General features: G+C 75.1%; 23 protein-coding genes, 1 tRNA gene and 1 other RNA gene. 12 read left to right on the plus strand and 13 right to left on the minus strand.

Annotated elements, in window-relative coordinates; all coding sequences use genetic code 11:
* A partial coding sequence (locus VGB14_06690) for a hypothetical protein (GenBank protein ID HEX9992596.1) occupies positions 1-630 on the minus strand: 630 nt, incomplete at its 3' end.
* 80 nt (positions 631-710) lie between these two features.
* On the opposite strand from VGB14_06690, the gene VGB14_06695 reads away from it, so the two are divergent.
* Positions 711-1,241 (plus strand): hypothetical protein, encoded by a 531-nt coding sequence (locus VGB14_06695; GenBank protein HEX9992597.1) that lies wholly within the window; start codon positions 711-713, stop codon positions 1,239-1,241.
* A 6-nt stretch (positions 1,242-1,247) separates the two neighbouring features.
* Here the strand turns inward: VGB14_06695 and VGB14_06700 are convergent, their stop codons facing one another.
* Positions 1,248-1,826 carry an ATP-dependent Clp protease proteolytic subunit gene (locus VGB14_06700; protein HEX9992598.1) on the minus strand — a complete coding sequence of 193 codons (579 nt, stop codon included), beginning with the start codon at positions 1,824-1,826 and terminating at the stop codon, positions 1,248-1,250.
* Between the two features lie 110 nt (positions 1,827-1,936).
* Between VGB14_06700 and VGB14_06705 the strand changes: the two genes are divergently transcribed.
* Both VGB14_06705 and VGB14_06710 read left to right on the plus strand, forming a co-directional pair.
* Positions 1,937-2,018, plus strand: a tRNA-Leu gene (locus VGB14_06705).
* A 263-nt stretch (positions 2,019-2,281) separates the two neighbouring features.
* Entirely contained in the window at positions 2,282-3,106 is an 825-nt protein-coding gene (locus VGB14_06710; protein ID HEX9992599.1) for a restriction endonuclease, read from the plus strand.
* Between the two features lie 214 nt (positions 3,107-3,320).
* On the opposite strand, the gene VGB14_06715 is transcribed toward VGB14_06710, so the two are convergent.
* Positions 3,321-3,929: a PIG-L deacetylase family protein gene (locus VGB14_06715; protein ID HEX9992600.1), complete on the minus strand. Its 609-nt coding sequence runs from the start codon at positions 3,927-3,929 to the stop codon at positions 3,321-3,323.
* Between the two features lie 88 nt (positions 3,930-4,017).
* Here VGB14_06715 and VGB14_06720 point away from each other — a divergent pair, with 88 nt between their 5' ends.
* Complete coding sequence (locus VGB14_06720) at positions 4,018-4,968, plus strand: hypothetical protein (protein ID HEX9992601.1); 951 nt, start codon at positions 4,018-4,020, stop codon at positions 4,966-4,968.
* Between the two features lie 3 nt (positions 4,969-4,971).
* Positions 4,972-5,730, plus strand: coding sequence for an NTP transferase domain-containing protein (locus VGB14_06725; GenBank protein HEX9992602.1), 759 nt, complete (start codon positions 4,972-4,974; stop codon positions 5,728-5,730).
* Here VGB14_06725 and VGB14_06730 read toward each other — a convergent pair.
* Genes VGB14_06730 through VGB14_06740 form a run of 3 tightly spaced genes read right to left on the minus strand, consistent with a single transcriptional unit; the run spans position 5,672 to position 8,031 of the window.
* On the minus strand, positions 5,672-6,040 hold the full coding sequence (locus tag VGB14_06730; GenBank protein ID HEX9992603.1) for a nuclear transport factor 2 family protein: 369 nt from the start codon (positions 6,038-6,040) through the stop codon (positions 5,672-5,674). The genes VGB14_06725 and VGB14_06730 overlap by 59 nt on opposite strands.
* Positions 6,041-6,604: a hypothetical protein gene (locus tag VGB14_06735; protein ID HEX9992604.1), complete on the minus strand. Its 564-nt coding sequence runs from the start codon at positions 6,602-6,604 to the stop codon at positions 6,041-6,043.
* A gap of 14 nt (positions 6,605-6,618) precedes the next feature.
* A complete protein-coding gene (locus tag VGB14_06740) occupies positions 6,619-8,031 on the minus strand; it encodes an FAD-dependent oxidoreductase (protein ID HEX9992605.1) in 1,413 nt (470 codons plus the stop codon).
* A 61-nt stretch (positions 8,032-8,092) separates the two neighbouring features.
* Between VGB14_06740 and VGB14_06745 the strand changes: the two genes are divergently transcribed.
* Positions 8,093-8,881, plus strand: a complete 789-nt coding sequence (locus VGB14_06745; GenBank protein HEX9992606.1) for a DNA-formamidopyrimidine glycosylase family protein — start codon at positions 8,093-8,095, stop codon at positions 8,879-8,881.
* A gap of 11 nt (positions 8,882-8,892) precedes the next feature.
* Positions 8,893-9,906 carry an alanine racemase gene (locus VGB14_06750; protein ID HEX9992607.1) on the plus strand — a complete coding sequence of 338 codons (1,014 nt, stop codon included), beginning with the start codon at positions 8,893-8,895 and terminating at the stop codon, positions 9,904-9,906.
* Here VGB14_06750 and rdgB read toward each other — a convergent pair.
* Genes rdgB through VGB14_06785 form a run of 7 tightly spaced genes read right to left on the minus strand, consistent with a single transcriptional unit; the run spans position 9,892 to position 14,471 of the window.
* Positions 9,892-10,491: an RdgB/HAM1 family non-canonical purine NTP pyrophosphatase gene (gene rdgB, locus VGB14_06755; protein HEX9992608.1), complete on the minus strand. Its 600-nt coding sequence runs from the start codon at positions 10,489-10,491 to the stop codon at positions 9,892-9,894. The genes VGB14_06750 and rdgB overlap by 15 nt on opposite strands.
* Complete coding sequence (gene rph / locus VGB14_06760; protein ID HEX9992609.1) at positions 10,488-11,219, minus strand: ribonuclease PH; 732 nt, start codon at positions 11,217-11,219, stop codon at positions 10,488-10,490. The genes rdgB and rph overlap by 4 nt, the downstream gene beginning before the upstream one ends.
* The gene (locus VGB14_06765) at positions 11,216-11,944 is read right to left on the minus strand and encodes an MBL fold metallo-hydrolase (GenBank protein HEX9992610.1); all 729 of its coding nucleotides are present in this window, start codon (positions 11,942-11,944) and stop codon (positions 11,216-11,218) included. The genes rph and VGB14_06765 overlap by 4 nt, the downstream gene beginning before the upstream one ends.
* Positions 11,935-12,747 (minus strand): glutamate racemase, encoded by an 813-nt coding sequence (murI, locus tag VGB14_06770; protein ID HEX9992611.1) that lies wholly within the window; start codon positions 12,745-12,747, stop codon positions 11,935-11,937. Before murI ends, VGB14_06765 begins: the two co-directional genes overlap by 10 nt.
* A gap of 32 nt (positions 12,748-12,779) precedes the next feature.
* Positions 12,780-13,730: a cysteine synthase gene (locus VGB14_06775; protein HEX9992612.1), complete on the minus strand. Its 951-nt coding sequence runs from the start codon at positions 13,728-13,730 to the stop codon at positions 12,780-12,782.
* Between the two features lies 1 nt (position 13,731).
* Positions 13,732-14,004, minus strand: coding sequence for a ubiquitin-like small modifier protein 1 (locus VGB14_06780; protein HEX9992613.1), 273 nt, complete (start codon positions 14,002-14,004; stop codon positions 13,732-13,734).
* 41 nt (positions 14,005-14,045) lie between these two features.
* Positions 14,046-14,471, minus strand: coding sequence for a M67 family metallopeptidase (locus VGB14_06785; protein ID HEX9992614.1), 426 nt, complete (start codon positions 14,469-14,471; stop codon positions 14,046-14,048).
* Between the two features lie 43 nt (positions 14,472-14,514).
* On the opposite strand from VGB14_06785, the gene VGB14_06790 reads away from it, so the two are divergent.
* The 5 genes from VGB14_06790 to VGB14_06810 all read left to right on the plus strand — a co-directional run.
* Positions 14,515-15,246, plus strand: coding sequence for a hypothetical protein (locus VGB14_06790; protein ID HEX9992615.1), 732 nt, complete (start codon positions 14,515-14,517; stop codon positions 15,244-15,246).
* A gap of 21 nt (positions 15,247-15,267) precedes the next feature.
* The gene (smpB, locus tag VGB14_06795; protein ID HEX9992616.1) at positions 15,268-15,738 is read left to right on the plus strand and encodes an SsrA-binding protein SmpB; all 471 of its coding nucleotides are present in this window, start codon (positions 15,268-15,270) and stop codon (positions 15,736-15,738) included.
* 26 nt (positions 15,739-15,764) lie between these two features.
* Positions 15,765-16,116: a transfer-messenger RNA gene (gene ssrA, locus VGB14_06800) on the plus strand.
* A gap of 114 nt (positions 16,117-16,230) precedes the next feature.
* Complete coding sequence (locus VGB14_06805) at positions 16,231-18,033, plus strand: GDSL-type esterase/lipase family protein (protein HEX9992617.1); 1,803 nt, start codon at positions 16,231-16,233, stop codon at positions 18,031-18,033.
* A gap of 90 nt (positions 18,034-18,123) precedes the next feature.
* A partial coding sequence (locus VGB14_06810) for a trypsin-like peptidase domain-containing protein (GenBank protein ID HEX9992618.1) occupies positions 18,124-19,446 on the plus strand: 1,323 nt, incomplete at its 3' end.

The following is a 19,446-nucleotide window of genomic DNA, read 5'->3' on the forward strand; positions in this document are numbered from 1 at the left end:
GTGGAGGACGACGTGCCCGACCTCGGCCCGGAGGGGCGTGCCCTCCCACACGGCGGCGGCCGCGGCCACGACCACGTCGGCGTCGTCGTACCAGGCGGCGGCCAGGCGGCGGTAGCGGCGGTGGGCGGCGACGACGAAGGCCGCGCGCTCGCCGCACCGGGCCAGGGCGGCGAGGGCCCGCTCGTCGGCGGCGGCGAGGTCGGCGAACGTGGCCGCCAGCGCGGCCTCGGCCGCCCCGCCGGGCGCGATCCCGAGCCCTCGCCCGTCGCCCCCGGCGAGCGCCGCGCGCACGAGCGCCCCCCGCCGCACGGGGGTGAGCGGGCGCCGCCCGGCCGCCACCAGCCGGGGGGCGCCGAGCAGGGCGGCCACCTCGGGGAGGGAGACGGCCCGGACGCCGACGGACCCGCCCGGCCGGGCGGCGAGCGCCCGCCGCAGGGAGAGCCCGGCCAGCGCCGACGGCACGACGACGGTGACCGGCGCCAGCGGATCGCCGGCCTTCACCTCCTCGACCACGGCGTGGACGACGGCCCTGGCCGGGGCGCCGAAGGGCACGACGTGGAGGCGGCCGGCGGCCGGCGCCGCCGGTGGTCCGGCCACCTCCGCCACCTCGTCGACCGCCGCAGTCACCATGCCCGGCACCCTACCGAGGGGGTGTGACAGCCTCCGGGACCGTCCCCTGGACGGCCGGAGCGCCGCCCTACGCTCGGCCCGTGCCCCGCCGCACCGTCGCCCTCGCCGCCGCGCTCGTGGTCGCCGCCGGCGCCCTGGGCAGCTGCTCGAGCCGAGGGGACGAGCGGTCGTTCTGCGAGCGGCTGCGGTCGTCCGAGCCCGTCGACGCCGTCCTCGACCGGTTCGACCCCGACGACCCGGCCGGCAGCGCGGCCGCCTTCCGGGACGCCGCCGAGGAGCTCGACGGGCTGGCCGGCGACGCCCCCGGCGAGGTGGAGGACGAGGTCGAGGAGCTGGCCGAGGCCGTCGGCGAGGTGGCCGACGACCTGGCCGAGGTGCCGCGGGACGACCGGACCGGGGCGCTGGCCGTGCTCGCCGGGCTCGGCGACCGTCGCGACGAGCTCCAGGCGGCCGGCGAGCAGGTGGCCGGCTACGCGTCCCGCGAGTGCGGGGTCACCCTGGCCGGCGAGCCGACGACGGCGGCGACGGCGGCGACGGCACCGACCACGGCCGCGCCGACGACGGCCGCGCCGACGACGGCGGCGCCGACGTCGACGACGGCCGGGGGGTGAGGCGGGTCAGGCGGCGGTGACCCGGTCCATCTGGCCGCGACGGACGATGACGCGGTCGATGATCCCGTAGTCCTTGGCCTGCTCGGCGGTGAACCAGCGGTCCCGGTCGGAGTCGGCCTCGACCTGGTCGACGTCCTGGCCGGTGTGGTAGGCGATCCGCTCGGCCATCAGCCGCTTGATGTAGATGAGCTGCTCGGCCTGGATGGCGATGTCCGACGCCTGGCCCTGGATGCCGCCGGAGGGCTGGTGCATCATGATCCGGGCGTGCGGGAGGGCGAAGCGCTTGCCCTTGGCCCCGGCGCACAGCAGGAACTGGCCCATCGAGGCGGCGAGGCCCATGCAGATCGTGCCGATGTCCGGGCTGACGAACTGCATCGTGTCGTAGATCGCCATGCCGGCGGTGACCGACCCGCCCGGCGAGTTGACGTAGAGCCAGATGTCCCGGTCCGCGTCCTCGCTCTCCAGGTACAGGAGCTGGGCGGTGATGAGGTTGGCGACGTTGTCGTTGACGTCGGTGCCGAGGAAGATGATGCGGTTCCGCAGGAGGCGGTTGAAGACGTCCTGGCTCGGGTCCATGACCGCCATCTGCGCCGTGGGGACGAACCGGGCGAGGTCGGGGTGCTCCATGGGTGCGAAGGCTACCGGTCGGCCGGGCCGGGCGGTCCGTGCCGCGTACGCTGGCGGCCGCCGGCCGAGCGGGCGTGGCGGAACTGGTAGACGCGCCGGGTTTAGGTCCCGGTCCCCTCGGGGGTGGAGGTTCGAGTCCTCTCGCCCGCACCCGAACCGTGCATCTTCCGAGCTGGGGACGCGCCGTCACGCCACCGTTGCTTCACGTCCGGTCCACCTGGGTTGGCGTACGAGAGAACCCGGCTGACGTACTCCAGCCAAGGCAGGACGCGATCGGCCGACGGCCCAGCTTGGCCACTGGTCGACGTCGCTTCCCGGAGATGGACAGCCCGCGCAACAATGAGATGGCGCGTCGGGGTGTCCCCGGCAGCGTCCGCAGCGCTACGGCACAATATTCTGCAACACTTGGAAGGGTGGCCGGCGCCGATACCAGCTGGTCTGCCTTCGAACAGCACGTCGCGAGTCTCTACCGAGAGACCGGCGCGGACGCGTTCGTGGACTATCCGCTGTCGGGCAGCCAGATCGACGTCTTCGCCATTGAGCGCACCCCATCGGGCACCGCCATACATCTGGCGGTCGAATGTCGTTCGGGTAGCCAAATCGTTGGGGTCAACGATGTTGCAGCGTTCGCCGTCCTCGTCGAGGGCTTCCGCCGGCAGAACGAAGCCGATGTCGGTGTCATTGTCGCGGAGAGTGGCTTCTCGCGCGCCGCTCAGCAAAAGGCAGTGGCCGCCGGCATCCGCCTGGTCACCCTGGACCAGCTCGAACGTCGAGCGGTCGGCGATACTGGTCTGCCGTCGGCTGCTCGTCTGGCGATCCTGACCGCTCGCCAGCTTCGTCAGCAGTTCCTGTCGACGGTCCGCTCGGCCGAGCCGCTGACGACCTTCGACGTGGATGACCTGTTGTTGCAAGTTACCAAGGTGCTGGAGCAACTGCAGGAGGCGATCGAGACCACCCAGCAGCTGCCCACAGCGGCACCGGGCGTTCGCCGCGCCGTCAGTACGCTGCTGAGGGTGGAGGACGAGGCTGAGCGCTGCTTTGACGCAGCCCGGCAGCTCCGGAGCACCACTCAGCGATTCGACGAAGCGGAGCATTCGAGCGCACCAGTGCTCAGTGAGCTTGACCACACGGCCGCAACGGCGTTTCGTATTCGAGAAGTCGAGCAGGCTCGTGCGCATTTGGCTTACCGCTTGCGAAGGCTCGAGGAGACCTCGTACCGCGCCGTGGCGACGGGGTGATTCTCCCTCCCTCGAGGACGGTCGTCGTTCGCACGGGCTGACGGATGCGGATGTCATTGGTGGTTGCCAACTGCGTGGAACGAGTCGCCGGCGACCTCGTGAACAGGGTTGCCGCGGCATGACTCGACCCCCCTCGATGGCGCGCAATCCCTGAGAACCTCGCTCATCACGACACGCCGGCCGCTATAGCTCGCGAACCGGCGCAGCGCCGGCGCTACAGGGTCATGACGTAGCGCTCGGCCTGGAACGCCTCGGCCGCGGCGACGCCGGCCTCGTCGCCCCGCACCGCGGCCCTGGCCCGCACGGCCGCCGTGCGCACCCGGCCGGCCTCGACCTGGCTGGCGTGGCAGCCGAGGAGGTCGAGCTTGGCCTCGAGCACGGCGCTCACGTCCACGTAGTGGGTGGGCGAGAACGCCCTCGTCGTCGTCAGCGTCTCGTAGAGCAGCACCTTCGGGACGCGCCGGGAGCAGGACAGGACGGCGGCCGACGTCGCCCGGTGGTCCTGGTGGGTGTCCCAGGGCCCGTGCCCGTAGACGAGCTCGGGCCGGACCTCGGCGAGCACCTGCTCGACGAGCGAGATGGCCCGGCGGTCGGGCGGGACGGCCCCGTCGGGGAAGCGGCCCCAGTGGAGGCGGGCGGCGCCCAGGCGCTCGACCGCCCGCTCCTGCTCGGCGCGCCGCACGGCCCGGCCGCCGTCGCCCAGCTCGCCGACGGTCATGACCAGCAGGTGGACCTCGTCGCCCCTCGCCGCGTGGCGCAGGAGCGCCCCGCCGCACCCGAGCTCGACGTCGTCGGGGTGGGCGCCGATGGCGAGGACGCGCACGGCGGGATCGTAGCCAAGGGGGAGGGGACACCTCACCAGAACCAGGACGAACCGAGCAACTCGGTCGGGGGTGCACTACGTTCGCCGCATGCGGCGCGTGGCGGGCACCATCGACCTCCTGACCAGGGACGAGCGGCCCTGGCCGAGCTCCGGGGCGCTCGCCGCCCGCGGCCAGGCCTTCCTGGCCGCCTGCGACCCGCCCGGCGTGCGGGCCGTCGTCGACGACCCGGCCCCGTGGCGGTCGCCCGAGGCGCTGTGGGCCGCGCTCGACGGGTGCACGCCGCTCGGGCGCCTCGCCGAGTACGGCCGGGACCCGGCCCGCAACCGGCTCCCCGACGGGCGCGTCCAGTCCCAGGGCGAGCACACGGTCGCCCTCGTCGAGGGCCTGCACGCCCTCCGTCGCGGCGACCTGGCCTGGTTCTCGGCCAGGGCGTCCGGCCCGCTCGGCGCCGCCGGCACGGCGCTGCTGGCCGCCGTCGCCCGCTGGGCGCGCGACGCCGAGGAGGCGGTGTTCCGGGCGACCCTGCTCGCCGGCGCCTTCCACGACTGCGGGAAGCTCGTCGGCGACGTGCCGGGCGTGGACGCGGAGAACGGCGTCGTCCTCTACGACCGGCTGATGGCCGACGCCGGCGTAGGAGGCCCGTACGCCACCCTCGGCTCCGTGCTCGTGCGCTTCCACGACCTGGTCCGCCACCACGCCGCGCCCGGGATGCTGGCCTTCCTGACCAACGCGGCGGCCGAGGCGTCGGCCGGGCCCGGGTGCGCCCACGCGCTCGCCGCCGTCCAGGCCGCCGGGCGGGCCAGCATCGGCGTGCGCCGCCTCGGGGCCGACACGCTGGAGGCGATGGCCGACCTGGTGGGCCGGTGGCCGTCGCCGCCGCCGCCCCCGGTGCGCCTCACGATCGTCCACACGGGCTGCGGCACGGCGACCCTGGCCCATCCGTTCCACACGCTCGTGGTCGACCACGTCGTCACCGTCGACGAGCCGGCCGGGCCGGTGACCCTGCTCAACGGCACCGCCTGCGGCTTCGCCGCCTGAGCCGTGGGCGACGGCCGGCGGGCGGTCGGCGTCGTGCTGGCCGGTGGCGCGGGCACGAGGATGGGCTCGAGGGTCCCGAAGCCGCTGGTCCTCCTGCACGGCCGGCCGCTCGTCGGCCACGTCGTCGCCGCGCTCGGCCAGGTGGTGGACGAGGTGGTCGTGGTGACCGGCGCCGACGGCGCCTGGTCGGGCTGGCGGGGGCCGGGCGGCACCCGGCTCGTGACCCAGGCGGCCCCGACGGGCAACGGCGACGCCCTCCGCCTCGGCCTGGCCGCGGTGGCCGACGCCGCCACCGACGTGGTCGTCGCCCTGGCCGACACGCCGCTGCTGCGGGCGGCGACGTTCTCGGCGGTGCTCGCCGCGTCCCGGCCGTCGGCGCTGGCCGTGCTGACCGCCGCCCGCCCGGGCCCTGGCGCCTACGGGCCGGTCGTGCGGGACGGCGCCGGCCGCGTGGTCGGGTTCGCCGAGCCGAACGGCGACGACGGGGAGGTCAACGCGTCCGTGTACGCGGCGGCCCACGACGTGCTGGCCGCGCTGGTCGGCGACCTTCCGCCCGGGCGGGCGGGCGGCGAGTGCCTCGTCACCGGCGTGGTCCCCGCCGCCCACCGGGCCGGCGTCGAGGTCGCGGACGTCCGCTGCGACCCGGCCGGCGACGCCCTCGGCGTGAACACGCCGGGCGAGCTGGCCGTCGCCGCGGCCGCCCTCAGGCGGCGGGCGTCTGTTGGTGGAACGCCATGCGCCAGCCCTGCTCGCCGTCCCTGACGTAGGCGGACGACACGTAGAGGTCGGCGGCGGCCTCGTCGCCCTCCCGCCGGGCCGAGGCCCGGTAGGTGAGCAGCGCGGCGTGCTCGCCGAGGGGGACGACCAGGGAGCCGGACAGGTGCACGTCGGTCCACGGGGCCGTCGTCCCGTCGATGGCCGCCGCGCACGCGGGCAGGTCGATCGGGCCGGTCGGCCCGAACACGAACACGGCGTCGGGCGTGCACCGCCGGCGGTAGAAGTCGCCCCACCCCGCGGCGCTGGCGTCCCAGAAGCGGTGCTCGAGGTCGAGCAGGTCGTCGGCGACCGCCATCTACCGGCGGACCCGCACGACCAGGTGGTGGAACCCGGCGATGCCGCCGAACAGCGCGGACACGTCGACCACGGTGACGGTCTGGAGGTCGTCGGGGATCAGCGCCGGCACCCGCCCGCCGCCGCCGAGCTTGGCGATGGCGTCGGCGAAGGCCTCGTCGAAGGAGAGGTTGGGCGACATGCCGACGGCCTCGTCCTCGACCGCCTCCTCGGCCGGCGCCGGCGAGGGGGCCAGCCGAGCGGCGGCGCCCGGCTCGACGTCGAACAGGTCCTCGACCGGCACCCGGCGCTCGGGGTCGGCCTCGTCGCCCACCACCACCTCGTCGCGGCGGGTGCCGACCCGGAACACCGCCGCCTCCCGGCGCTGGTCCACGACCCTGGGCCAGGCGCCCGGCCGGGCGCAGCGCAGGACGGTGAACGACGGCGGCTCCACGTCGGTCATGGCCTGCTGGATCTCGACGTCGAAGCCCGGGGTCGGGAGCTCGACGGCGACGGCGACCACGAGGTGCTCCCCCACCTGGAGCGCCCTGATCTCGGTGGTCCTGGCCGGTTGGCACTCACGCATGGCCCCAGCCTCCCTCACCGCCACCGGCGGCGCACGAGCCAGCGGTACCGCCTCGCCGACTCGAACGCCGCCTCGGCGGCCAGCTGGCCGACGCTGGTGGCGAGCGTCGGGTAGACGTGGACGAGGGCGGCGACGTCGGCCAGCCGCATCCCCTTGCGGACGGCGAGCGCCAGCTCGTGGACGACCTCGCCGGCGGCCGGCGCCAGCACGTGCGCGCCGACGACCCGCCCCTTCGCGGTGACGACGACGACCGCGCCCTCCGTGTGGCCCTCGGCCCTGGCCCGGTCGGAGTGGGACAGCGCCAGGCGCCGGACGTCGACATGGCGGTCGCCGTGGCGCTCCCTGGCCTCGGCCGACGTGAGGCCGGCGTGGGCCAGCTCCGGGTCGGTGAACGTGCACCACGGCACGAGGTCGCCGACCTTGCCCTTCCCCGGGAAGAACATGTCGCGCACGGCCCGCACCGCCTCGTAGCCGGCGGCGTGGGTGAACAGGAACCGCCCGGCCACGTCGCCGGCCGCGTAGAGCCAGGGCAGGTTCGTGCGCATCCGCTCGTCGACCAGCACGCCCCTCGCGCCCGTGGCGACGCCGAGGTCGTCGAGGCCGAGCCCCTCGACGTTGGGCGACCGGCCCACGGCCAGGAAGAGCTCCTCCGCCGACCACGTCGCCTCCCGACCGCCCTCCGTCCCGTGCACGACCTTGCGACCGCCCTCGACGGTCACGGCCCGCACGTCGACGCCGAGGCGCAGGTCGACCCCCTCGCCGGTCAGCACGTCGGCGAGCGCCCGCACCAGCTCGGGCTCGTCCCTCGGCAGGATGCCAGGCCCCCGCTGGAGGACGGTCGTGCGCACGCCGAGGCGGTTGAGGCCCTGGGCCAGCTCGACGGCGATCGGCCCGCCGCCGATCATCACGAGGCCGGCCGGCGCCCGGTCCAGCTCGAACACGGTCTCGCTCGTGAGGTAGCCGGCCGCGGCCAGGCCGTCGACCGGCGGCTCGGCCGGGCGGCTGCCGGTGCACAGCAGCACGAAGCGGGCCCCGAGCCGGCGGCCGTCCACGTCGACGCGGTTGGGGCCCGCCAGGCGGGCCGTCCCCCGCACCACGTCGACGCCGAGGCGCCGGAAGCGGTCGGGGTCGTCGTCGGTCGTGGCGATGGCGTGCTGCACGGCCCTGATCCGCTTCCACACGGCCTCGGTGTCGATCTCCGGGTCCACCGACGGCAGCCCCCACCGGTCGGCCGTCCGCATCGTGTGCGCGGCCTTCGCCGACGCCAGCAGCGCCTTCGACGGGACGCACCCGGTCCAGAGGCAGTCGCCGCCCACCCGCCCTCGCTCGACCACCGCCACCCGCACGCCGAGGGTGGCGGCGAACTCGGCCGCCACCATGCCGCCCGAGCCCATGCCGACGATCACCAGGTCGTAGCGGTCGGCCACGCGGCCACCTCCCTCTCGTCCGCATTGTCGTTCGTGGCCGGCCGTGTGGTCGGATCGTGCCGTGCCCGAAGGCCACACCCTCCACCGCCTGGCCCGGTCGCTGAACGAGGACCTCGCCGGCGAGCCGCTGGCCGCCTCGTCGCCCCAGGGCCGGTTCGAGGCGGGGGCGGCCCGCCTCGACGGGCGCGCCCTCGACCGGGCCGAGGCCTACGGCAAGCACCTGTTCGCCTGGTGGGGGGCGGACGTGCTCCACGTCCACCTCGGCCTCTACGGCACCTGGCGGCGCCAGCCGGTGCCGCCCGAGCCGCCCGTCGGCCAGGTGCGCCTCCGCCTCACCGGCGACCGGTGGAGCTACGACCTGAGGGGCCCGACCCGCTGCGACCTCGTCGGACCGGCCGAGCGGGACGCCGCCCTCGCCCGCCTCGGCCCCGACCCGCTCCACCGCAGCGCCGACCCGGAGCGCATGTGGCGGCGGCTGTCCCGCAGCCGTGCCCCGGTCGGCGCCGCGCTGCTCGACCAGTCGGTCGTCGCCGGCATCGGCAACGTCCTCCGGGCCGAGCTGCTGTTCCTCGTCGGCGTCCACCCGTCGCGGCCGGCGAGGGACGTGAACCGGCTGACGTTCGACGCGCTGTGGGCGGTGACCGTCGCCCAGCTCCGGCGGGCGCTCCGCAGCGGGCGGATCATCACCGTCGACCCGAAGGAGGTGGGCCGGCCGCTGTCCCGGCTGCGCCAGGAGGAGGGGCGGTACGTCTACAAGCAGGAGGTGTGCCGGCGGTGCGGCACGCCCGTGCAGCGCTGGCAGCTCGGAGCCCGGACGGCCTACGCCTGCCCGCGCTGCCAGCCGTCCTAGGGTCGGCGCCGATGCGCGTCGCCGACCTGCCGACCCCCGCCCTGCTCGTCGACCGGGCCGTGTTCGAGGACAACGTGGCCACGATGGCCGCAGCGCTGCCCGGCCCCCGCCTGCGGCCCCACGTGAAGGCGTTCAAGTCGACGGCGCTGGCCCGGCGGCTGGCCGGCGCCGGGCACCGGTCGTTCTGCTGCGCCACCGTGCGGGAGGTGGAGGGCATGGCCGCGGCCGGCCTGGGCGACGACCTCCTCCTCGCCAACGAGGTGCTCGACGCCGGCGCGGCGCGGCTCGGCGCGGTCGTCGGGTCGGGCCGGGCGCGGGTGACGGTCGCCGTCGACTCCGAGACGACGGCCCGCGCCGCCGCGTCCGGGGGCGTGCCCGAGGTGCTGGTCGACGTGAACGTCGGCCTCCCCCGCTGCGGCTGCCCACCGGAGAACGCCGGCCGCCTCGCCGACCTGTGCCGAGCGCTCGGCCTCGAGGTCCGCGGGGTGATGGGCTACGAGGGCCACGCCATGATCGTCGGCGACCGGGCCGAGCGGGCCGCCGTCGTCGAGGCGTGCATGGCGAAGCTGGCCGCCGCCCACGAGGCCGTCGGCGGCGACGTCGTGTCCGCCGGCGGCACCGGCACCTACGACCTGAACACGACGGCCACCGAGATCCAGGCCGGCTCCTACACGCTGATGGACACCCAGTACGCCGCCCTCGGCCTCCCGTTCGGGCAGGCGCTGACCCTGCTGTGCACGGTCGTGTCCGTGAGCGAGGGCGGGTGGGCGGTGGCCGACGGCGGCCTCAAGGCGCTCGGCATGGACCACGGCAACCCGTCGATCGACGGCGCCACCGTCTGGTTCTGCTCGGACGAGCACACCACGTTCTCGCCGCAGGACGGCTCGCCGATGCCGGTCGTGGGCGACCGCGTCGGGCTGCTGCCGGCCCACGTCGACCCGACCGTCGCCCTCCACGAGCGCCTGCACGTGGTCGACGGCGAGGAGGTGGTCGACGTGTGGGAGGTCGACCTACGGGGCTGGTAGGCCGGCCAGCCGCCCGGCCAGGGCCCGGAAGGCCCGGCCGCGGTGGCTGATGGCGTCCTTCTCGGCCGCCGTCATCTCCGCGAGGGTCCGGCCGTCCCCGTCGTCGGGCACGAAGACGGGGTCGTAGCCGAAGCCGTTCGTCCCCCGGCGCTCGGTCGTGATCCGGCCGGCCACGGCGCCGCGGACGGCCACCTCCCGCCCGTCGGGGAAGCGGACCAGCGCGACCGTCTCGAACCGGGCCGTGCGCTCGTCGGCCGGCACGCCGTCCAGCTCCCGGAGGAGGCGGCGGACGTTGTCGTCGTAGGTGGCGCCGGGCCCGGCGTAGCGGGCCGACCAGACCCCGGGCGCGCCGCCGAGCGCGTCGACGGCGAGGCCGGTGTCGTCGGCCACGGCCGCCTCGCCGGTCGCCTCGCACAGCGCCACCGCCTTCAGCCGGGCGTTCCCCTCCAGGGTGTCGGCGTCCTCCACCACGTCGGGCACGTCGGCCGGCCGGGGCAGCAGCTCGAGGCCGGGGACGGCGGCCGTGAGGATGGCCCGGATCTCGGCCGCCTTGTCGGGGTTGGCCGAGGCGAGGACGAGCCTCACCGGCGCGACGGCGGGTCGGCCAGCACCTCGCGCTGGCGGGCGACGATGTCGGCGATGCCGAGCTCGGCCAGCATCAGCAGCTCGTCCAGCTCGCCCCTCGTGAACGCCATGCCCTCGGCCGTCCCCTGGACCTCGACGAACCGCCCCTCGCCGGTCATCACGACGTTCATGTCGACCTCGGCCGTCGAGTCCTCGGTGTAGGCGAGGTCGAGCATCGGCGTGCCGCCCACGATGCCGACGGAGACGGCGGCGCAGGCGTCGGTGAGCGGGTGGGCGCCGATCACCCCCCGTTGGAGCAGCCGGCTCAGCGCGTCGTGGAGGGCGACGTAGCCGCCGCAGATGGACGCCGTGCGGGTGCCGCCGTCGGCCTGGAGCACGTCGCAGTCGACCACCACCTGGCGCTCCCCGAGGGAGACCATGTCGCACACCGACCGCAGCGCCCGGCCGATCAGCCGCTGGATCTCCTGGGTGCGCCCCGACGGCCGCCCGGTCTGGGCCTCCCGCCGCACCCGCTCGGGGCTCGAGCCGGGCAGCATCGAGTACTCGGCCGTCACCCAGCCGCTGCCCCTGCCCTTCATCCAGCGGGGCACGTCCTCGTCGACCGACGCCGTGCACAGCACCCGCGTCCGCCCCATGCTGACGAGCACCGAGCCCGTCGCCATCTCGGTGAAGTCCCGCTCGAAGGCGACCGGGCGCAGCTGGTCCGCCTCCCTGCCGTCCACTCTCACGCGTCGTACCTCCGGTGCAGCTCGGCCACCTCGACCGGCCCGCCGAACGCGGCCTCGGCCTCGGCCCGGTGGCGGTCGGGATCGCTCGTCGGCCACAGGTGGGTGAGCACCAGGCGGGCCACGCCGGCCGCCTTCGCCATCGCCCCGGCCTGGCGGCCGCTCAGGTGCGGTGCGGTGCCCTCCCGGTCGGCCAGCAGGGTGGCCTCGCACACGGCGAGGTCGACCCCAGGCCCGAGCTCGCCGAGGGACCACCCGTCCGACGTGTCGGCCGAGTAGGCGAGCGAGCGGCCGTCGCCGTCCACCCGCACGCCGAGGGTCTCGACGGGGTGGTCGGTGCGGGAGAAGCGGAACGACAGGCCGCCGATCGTCGCCTCGTCGCCGTCGCCCACCACCCGCCAGTCGAACGTGCCCTTCGTCGACCCGAGCGAGTCGGCCTGGCGGCGGACGGCTCGCGGCGCGTACACCGGGAAGCCCTTCCGGCCGAGGCCGTACTTCAGCGCGTTGTGGAACACCGGGAGCTCCAGCCAGTGGTCGGGGTGGCCGTGGCTGACGACGACCGCGTCGACGTCGGCGAGGCCCACGTGGCGCTGGAGGTTGGCCAGCGTGCCGGGGCCGGCGTCGAGCCACACGGCGGTGCCGCCCCCCTCGACCAGGTAGCCGCTGCACGCCCCGCCCGGCCCGGCGTAGGTGCCGTCGCAGCCGAGGACGGTGATGCTCAGGCCCACTGCACGGCCTCGGCCCCGCCCAGTTCCGGGCCGAGCAGGCGCCGGCCGAGGTCGGTGAACCGGTCGACGTCGCCCGACGACAGGAACCGGTGGGTCGGGCGGTCGCCCGCCCGGCGGGGCCGGTGGGCGAGGTCCGACGCGGCGAGCGTGGCCCGCAGCTCGAAGGCGGTCTCGTCGGCCGACGACACGAGCACGACGTCCCGGCCCATCACGTCGGCGATCGTACGGGCGAGGTACGGGTAGTGGGTGCAGCCGAGCAGCAGGGCGTCGACCCCCGCCGACCGCACCGGGGCGAGGAGCCGCTCGGCCAGCACGTGCACCTGGTCGCTCGCCGTCTCCCCCCGCTCGACGAACTCGACGAAGCCGGGGCAGGCCGCGCACGTCAGGTCCAGGTCCTTGCCCAGGGCGTCGACGGCCTGCTGGTAGGCGCCCGAGGCGATGGTGCCGACGGTGCCGATGACCCCGACCCGGCCGTTGCGGGTGGCCGCCGCCAGCGCCCGCACGCCGGGCTCGATCACGCCGATGACGGGGACGGGCAGCGCCGCCGCCAGGTCGCCGAGGGCGGCCGCGGCGGCCGTGTTGCAGGCGACGACGACGAGCTTCACGCCGTGGTCCTCGACGAGCGAGGTGGCGATCTGGTGGGCGAAGCCCCGCACCTCGTCGAGGTCGCGGGGCCCGTACGGGTAGCGGCCGGTGTCGCCGACGTAGACGAGGTCCTCGTCGGGCAGCAGGTCGATGACGGCCCTGGCGACGGTCAGGCCGCCGAGCCCGCTGTCGAACATGCCGAGGGGCCGGTCGTCCACCGGCCCCACACTACGGGGCGCCTACGGGGCGCCTAGAAGTAGACGATGGAGCCGGCCGCGTCGGCGGCCCGGTCGAGGTCGTCGGTGTACGCGCCGGTCGACAGGTACTTCCAGCCGCCGTCGGCGGCGAGGAAGACGACGACGCCCTCCTCGGTCCGCTCCGCGACCTTCACCGCGCCGGCCATCGCCGCGCCCGACGAGATGCCGGCGAGGATGCCGGCCTCGGTGGCCAGCCGCCGGGTCCACTCGATCGACTCGCGGGGGCGGACGATCCAGCGGGCGTCTAGCAGCTCCGGCCCGCCCCACTCCTCGAACACCGGGGGCACGAAGCCGTCGTCCAGGTTGCGCAGGCCCTCGACCAGCTCCCCCGACGGCGACTCGACGGCGACCACCCGCACGCCGGCGTTGCGCTCCTTCAGGTACCGCCCCACGCCCACCAGGGTGCCGGTCGTGCCCAGGCCGGCCACGAAGTGGGTGACCTGCGGGCAGTCCCGCCAGATCTCCGGCCCGGTCGTCTCGTAGTGGGCCCGGGGGTTGGCGCTGTTGCCGTACTGGTAGAGGAACGCCCACTCGGGGTGCTCGTCGGCCATCTCCCTGGCCCGCCGGACGGCCCCGTTCGACCCCTCGGCGCCGGGCGACAGGATCACCTCCGCGCCGAACACCTCGAGCAGCTGGCGGCGCTCGACGGACACGTTCTCCGGGAGGACGACCTTGAGCGGGTAGCCCTTCAGCCGGGCGATCATCGCCAGCGCGATGCCGGTGTTGCCCGACGACGGCTCGAGGATCGTCTGCCCCGGCGAGAGGCGGCCGTCCTTCTCCGCCTCCTCGACCATGGCGAGGGCGATGCGGTCCTTCACCGACCCGGCCGGGTTCTGGCCCTCCAGCTTGGCGACGATGCGGACGTGGGGGTTGGGGCTGAGCCGGCTGACGTCGACCATCGGCGTGTCGCCGATGGTGTCGAGCACCGACTCGTGGAGCGCCACGTCAGCCGCCGGCCACGGCCGGGACGATGGCGACGACGTCGCCCGAGGTGACCTCGGTGTCCAGGCCCTTCAGGTAGCGCACGTCCTCGTCGTTCACGTACACGTTCACGAACCGGTGGATGGCGCCGTCGTCGGACTTGATGCGGCCGGCCAGGTTCGGGAACTGGCGGACCAGGTCGCCGATGACCTCGTCGAGGGTGCCGCCGTTGGCGTGCACGTTGGACTGGCCGCCGGCGTGGGGGCGCAGCACGGTGGGCAGTCGCACGTCGGGCACGGCACGTCCTCCCTCGAAAGCCGACTCAGTCGGTAATGAATCTACCGGGGCTCGAGGGCGATCGCCTCTTCGGTGACCCGGCCGTCCGCGATGCGGTAGGCGCGGGTGACGGGCGCCTCCTGGCGGAGGGAGACGATCACGTAGCGCCAGGAGGGGTCGGCGGCCCGGTCCACGTCGGTGGGCGACGGGTAGGCGTCGGTGTGGGTGTGGGAGTGGACGACCCCGACGATGGCCAGCCCGGCCGCGTCCGCGTCGTCCTCGGCGGCCAGGTAGTCGCGGTGGTCGACCGTGTAGACCCGGGACGACGCGGCCGCGTTGCGGCACGGGTAGAAGCGGGTCGCCTTGACGTCGCCGCCGCCCGGGGCCGTCGGCGCCGGGCCGGCGAGCAGGCCGCACGCCTCGTCGGGCAGGGCGTCGTAGGCGTGGGCGACCAGCCGGGCGTGGACGTCGGCGGTCACCCTCAGCACGGGCGGAGGGTAGCGGCGGCGCGGGTGGGTACGAGCCGGGGCCGTGCCCGTCGCCGACCCGACGCCCGCCGTCGCCGACCCGCCCCGCCCAGCCGACCTGCCCCCCTGGCTCGCGACCGCCACCGGCCGCCTGTTCGGCGCCCTCTCGGGGGCCCGCCGGGCCAGGGTGTTCCACCCCAGGGGCCTGACCCTCCACGGCACGGCCCGGCTGACCGGCGAGGTCGGGCGGCTGCTGGCGCCCGAGGCCACCGGGCCGGTGCCGGTCGTCGTCCGCCTGTCCCGCGGCCTCGGGCTGCGCCACCCCCTGCCCGACTTCAACGGCGTGGCCGTCAAGGTGCCCGAGGCCCACGGCCCCGGGCGGGACCAGGACCTGCTGCTCGTGTCGTCGCTGCGGGCACCGGTCGGCCGCCACCTGCTCGTGCCGGCGCCGGCGTTCTCGTCGACCGGCTCGTCGACGATCCTCCCCTACCGCACCCCACACGGGCTCGTGCTGTTCCGGGCCGGGCCGGTCGACCCCGGCACCCTGGCCGACGTGCCCGCCGGTCTGCCGGTGACGATCGAGCTGTTCGCGGCCCCGCTGCTCGGCCGGTGGGAGCGCATCGCCGAGCTGGTCCTCGACCACCACGTCGCCGACGACGAGGCCGCCGACCGCGAGCTCGCCTTCGACCCCTGGCACACCGGCGAGGACCTCGTCCCCGCCGGGCTCCTGAACCGGCTGCGCCTGCCCGCCTACGCCGCCAGCCGGGCCGCCCGCCCCGGGCCCGCCGGCCCGTAGCTCGCTAGCCTGGTCGCCCCCATGGCTCCCAAGGGCACCAAGGTCATCGCCTCGAACCGCAGGGCGCGGCACGACTACGACATCCTCGACGTCGTCGAGGCCGGCATCGCCCTCCAGGGCAGCGAGGTGAAGTCCCTGCGGGAGTCGAAGGTGCAGATGGCCGACGCCTACGCCCGGGTCGAGGGCGGCGAGGTGTGGCTGCACGGTGTCCACATCTCGCCCTACCTGCACGCCTCCTCCCACACCGGCCACGACCCCGAGCGGCGCCGGAAGCTCCTGCTGCACCGGGACGAGATCGGCCGCCTCGGCGCCCGCGTCGCCCAGGACCGGCTCGCGCTCGTGCCGCTGTCGCTGTACTTCAAGGAGGGCCGGGCCAAAGTCGAGCTGGCCGTGGCCAGGGGCAGGCGGCGCTACGACAAGCGTCAGGCCATCGCCAAGCGGGACGCCGAGCGGGAGGCGGCGAGGGCGATGGCGGCCGCCCGGCGCCGGTAGACTGGCCCCTCGCCGTACGACAACACGGGGGTGATCGGTTTCGACTTCGGTCGTCGACCTGAGGGAAGCGAGCCGTGGTCTCCGGAGCCACGTTAAAGAGCCGGAACCAAACACAAACGCCGACGACAACGTCGCGCTCGCTGCTTAACAAGTAGCGATGTCCGCCCGGCCTCTGCCCTGTGGGCCGGATGCGGGCACCATCTAGCGGGGCTCACCCGAACGGCCACGTCAGCGGGCCGCCCGGGGACATCTAGCTGACTACGGCGGTCGCCTGGTGCCGGTGACGAGCGACCGCCCGACAATCCTCCATCGGCTGCGCTCGGAGAAGCCTCGGGAAGATCCCGAAGGACGCGGGTTCGATTCCCGCCACCTCCACCATTCCCGCGTCGCGCGTATCCGGCGGCGGGCTTCCTCGTCCTGATCGGTGACGACCGCACTCGACGGGGCAGGTGGGCGATGACGGGGAACGAAACCTGGAGGCGCCGGGCACAGGTGGGGGTCCGGCTCCTCGCCTACGTCGCGGCGTGCTGGCTCTTCATCGCGCTGCGCCACCGCTCGCTCTTCCTCGCCATCCTCGCCCTCTTCGGCGTCGTGGCCTCCGCGCTCGCCCTCGACCGGGTCGTCCGCTCGCAGGTGCTGGGGCGGCCGGAGGGGTGCCGCCGCTTCCTGCTCTCGCTCACGCTCCCGGTAGCCGGCGGAGTGCTCATGGTCGCCGGATGGCTGTCCGGGGCCGACGGCTGGCGCTTCTTCGGGTTCGCGGTCACCTACCTGGGGTTCGGCGTCGCCGTGGAGCAGCTGCGGACCGAGGGTGTCGCCGAGCGCTGGCACCGCCCCGCGCTCCTGGCCACGGGCGGGCTCACCGCCCTGGGGCTCGTCGTCCTCGCCGTCACCGGGTGGACCGTCGGGGCCTGGCTGGCGGCCGCCGGACTGGGCCTGCTGCCCGTCGGCGTGGCGCTCGCGACCGCCACCGTCACCCGGTCGCTCGGTCGCCGGCCAGACCGTCGCCGCGCGGTGATGGCTGCCGTCGGGGCGAGCCTGTTCGCCGCGGCCTTGATCTGGATGGCGGCGCTCGGCGTCGGCGGGCCGCACCTCGTGCTCGTCGCCGCGGCTCTCCTCCTGCTCGTGCTCGCCATCGGATCGAGGACGAACACCGACGTCGTCCTGGTCGTCGCCATGGCCGCGGTCGTCTGGACTCTCACCCACCGGACCGTGCCGACCACCGACCCCACGCGGGCGGACCGCGGCGAGACCGTGATGGCGGCGCTCGGCGACTCGTACATGTCCGGCGAGGGTGCCGACGCCTTCTTCGAGGGCACGAACCGGAAGGGCGACAACGAGTGCCGTCAGGCGCCGACCGCCTTCGCCGCCCTGCTCGCGCTCGACCGGCACGAGGCCCTGGCCGACGACCTGCTCTTCCTCGCCTGCTCGGGCGCCGACACCGCCGACGTGCGCACCCAGGTCGGCGACCTCGTCGCCCGCCGGGATGCGGACGGGCTGGAGGTGAAGGTCGTCCTGCTCAGCGTGGGCGGAAACGACGCCGGGTTCGGCACCGTCGGCCGCACCTGCCTGCTCGCCGGCGACTGCTCGGAGCTCGCCGGCGCCTGGATGGCGAACCTGGGCGAGCTCGCCGAGCGACTCGGCACGCTCTACGGGGAGGTGCGTGCCGCCGTCGGCGAGGTGCCCGTCGTCGTCGTGCCCTATCCCATCCCGATCGCCCGGGCGAGCTGCGCAGCCTCGACCCTCACCGACGCGGAGCACCGCTTCCTCCACGACTTCGCCGTCGCGCTCGACGAGGTGGTGGCCGCAGCGGCCGCCGACGCCGGGTTCTACGTCGTGGACACGATGCCGGACGCCTTCGCCGGGATGCAGGTGTGCCCGGGCGACGCCGCGGACGCAGCGGTCAACTTCTTCGCGCTGAACACTGTGGTCGGCACGCTCGAGCAGTCCGCCAACCCGTTGAACTGGTGGCACAACAGCCTCCACCCCAACCAGCGGGGCCACGAGCGGATGCGGGCCGCCCTCACGGAGTGGCTGGGCGATCGGACGGCGCTCCCGCCGAGGAGCGAGGCGGCCGCCGCCCGGCCACCGTCCGACACCGGCCCGACCGCCGTGGCGAGGGGCGGGGCCTGCACCGGGAAGACCGGCCACGGCCTGCACGAGTGCTCGGAACGGTGGATGCGCCGGGAGATCGGGCAGTTCGCCCTGACCAAGGGCCTGCTCCTGCTCGCCGCGGCGGTCGGCGTGTGGCTCCTGACGGTCCCCCTGATCCTCTTCTGGCGGGAGAACCTGGCCTGACCGCACCGCCCCTCGCCGGGGGGATGCTTTGTATCGGGCGCTCGTTCCGGCCATCGTTGAGGGCGGAGGAGCGAACGAGAGGGAGCGCACATGAGTTCATCGGGCGGTCAGAGCGGCCCGCCGTACCCGGAGCAGGGTGGGTGGCCCACCGGCGGGCAGCAGCCGCCGCCGAGCGGTGGCCAGCAGTACCCCCCGCCGCCCTCGGGCGGCCAGCAGTACCCGCCCCCGCCGAGCGGCGGGCAGCCGCAGTACCCGCCGCCGCCGTCCGGCGGCCAGCCGTACCCGCCCCCGCCGTCCGGCGGGCAGCAGTACCCCCCGACGGGGCAGCAGCCGCAGACGGCCTGGGGCCAGCCGGGCGGGCCGCCGCCCGGCGGTCAGCCGCCGGGCTGGGGGCCGCCGCCGGGTGGGCCGTCGGGCGGTGGCAAGAGCAAGAAGGGCCTGCTCATCGGCATCGGCCTCTTCGCCGCGCTGGTCATCATCGTCGGCGCCGTCGCCCTCCTCGCCGGCGGCGGTGACGATGACGACGACGACGGCGGCACGACCGGCAGCACCGGGACGACGACGGAGCAGGCGGCGTCCGGTGGGGCCATCGGCTCGGTGGACGAGGTGCAGTCGGCGACCGTGCAGATCGTGGCCCAGGGCAGCTTCGTCGACCCCGAGCTGGGCGAGCAGCTGAACGCTGCCGGCGCCGGCTCCGGGTTCATCATCGACCCGTCGGGCATCGCCGTCACCAACAACCACGTGGTCACCGGGGCGGCGTCGCTGCAGGTGTACGTGGGCGGCGACAGCGAGCCCCGCAACGCCCAGATCCTGGGCACCTCGGAGTGCTCGGACCTCGCCGTCATCGACATCGAGGGCGACGGGTTCCCGTTCATGGCCTGGCACGAGGGCGACGTGAGCACCGGCCTGGACGTCTTCGCGGCCGGGTTCCCGCTCGGCGACCCCGAGTTCACCCTCACCCGCGGCATCGTCTCCAAGGCCGACGCCGCAGGCGAGACCAACTGGGCCTCCGTCGACGCCGTCATCGAGCACGACGCCACCATCAACCCCGGCAACTCGGGCGGCCCGCTGGTCGACGAGGAGGGCCGGGTCGTCGGCGTGAACTACGCCAGCTTCGCCGAGGCCCGCCAGTCCTTCGCCATCGCCGGCGGCGAGGCCCAGCCCCTGGTCGAGCAGATGCAGGCCGGCGAGCACGTCGAGTACCTGGGCATCAACGGCCAAGCGGTCGTGGACGAGGAGGGCGCGCTCTCCGGTGTCTGGGTGGCCGCCGTGGAGTCCGGGTCGCCGGCCGCCGAGGCCGGGATCCAGGGCGGCGACATCGTGACCAAGCTGGAGGGGCTGGCCCTCGCCACCGACGGCACGATGGCCGACTACTGCGACATCCTCCGCACCCAGGGCTCCGACGCCCCCCTC

The organism is Acidimicrobiales bacterium, assembly GCA_036399815.1.
Classification (GTDB): Bacteria; Actinomycetota; Acidimicrobiia; order Acidimicrobiales; family DASWMK01; genus DASWMK01.

Excerpts from the sequence above, each read along its gene's own strand:
- VGB14_06700 (HEX9992598.1), bottom strand. The coding sequence starts at position 1,826 with ATGGCGGTCATGGACCCGAGCCAGGACGTCTTCAACCGCCTCCTGCGG.
- VGB14_06720 (HEX9992601.1), top strand. The coding sequence starts at position 4,018 with ATGCGGCGCGTGGCGGGCACCATCGACCTCCTGACCAGGGACGAGCGG.
- VGB14_06730 (HEX9992603.1), bottom strand. The coding sequence starts at position 6,040 with ATGGCGGTCGCCGACGACCTGCTCGACCTCGAGCACCGCTTCTGGGAC.
- VGB14_06735 (HEX9992604.1), bottom strand. The coding sequence starts at position 6,604 with ATGCGTGAGTGCCAACCGGCCAGGACCACCGAGATCAGGGCGCTCCAG.
- VGB14_06750 (HEX9992607.1), top strand. The coding sequence starts at position 8,893 with ATGCGCGTCGCCGACCTGCCGACCCCCGCCCTGCTCGTCGACCGGGCC.
- smpB (HEX9992616.1), top strand. The coding sequence starts at position 15,268 with ATGGCTCCCAAGGGCACCAAGGTCATCGCCTCGAACCGCAGGGCGCGG.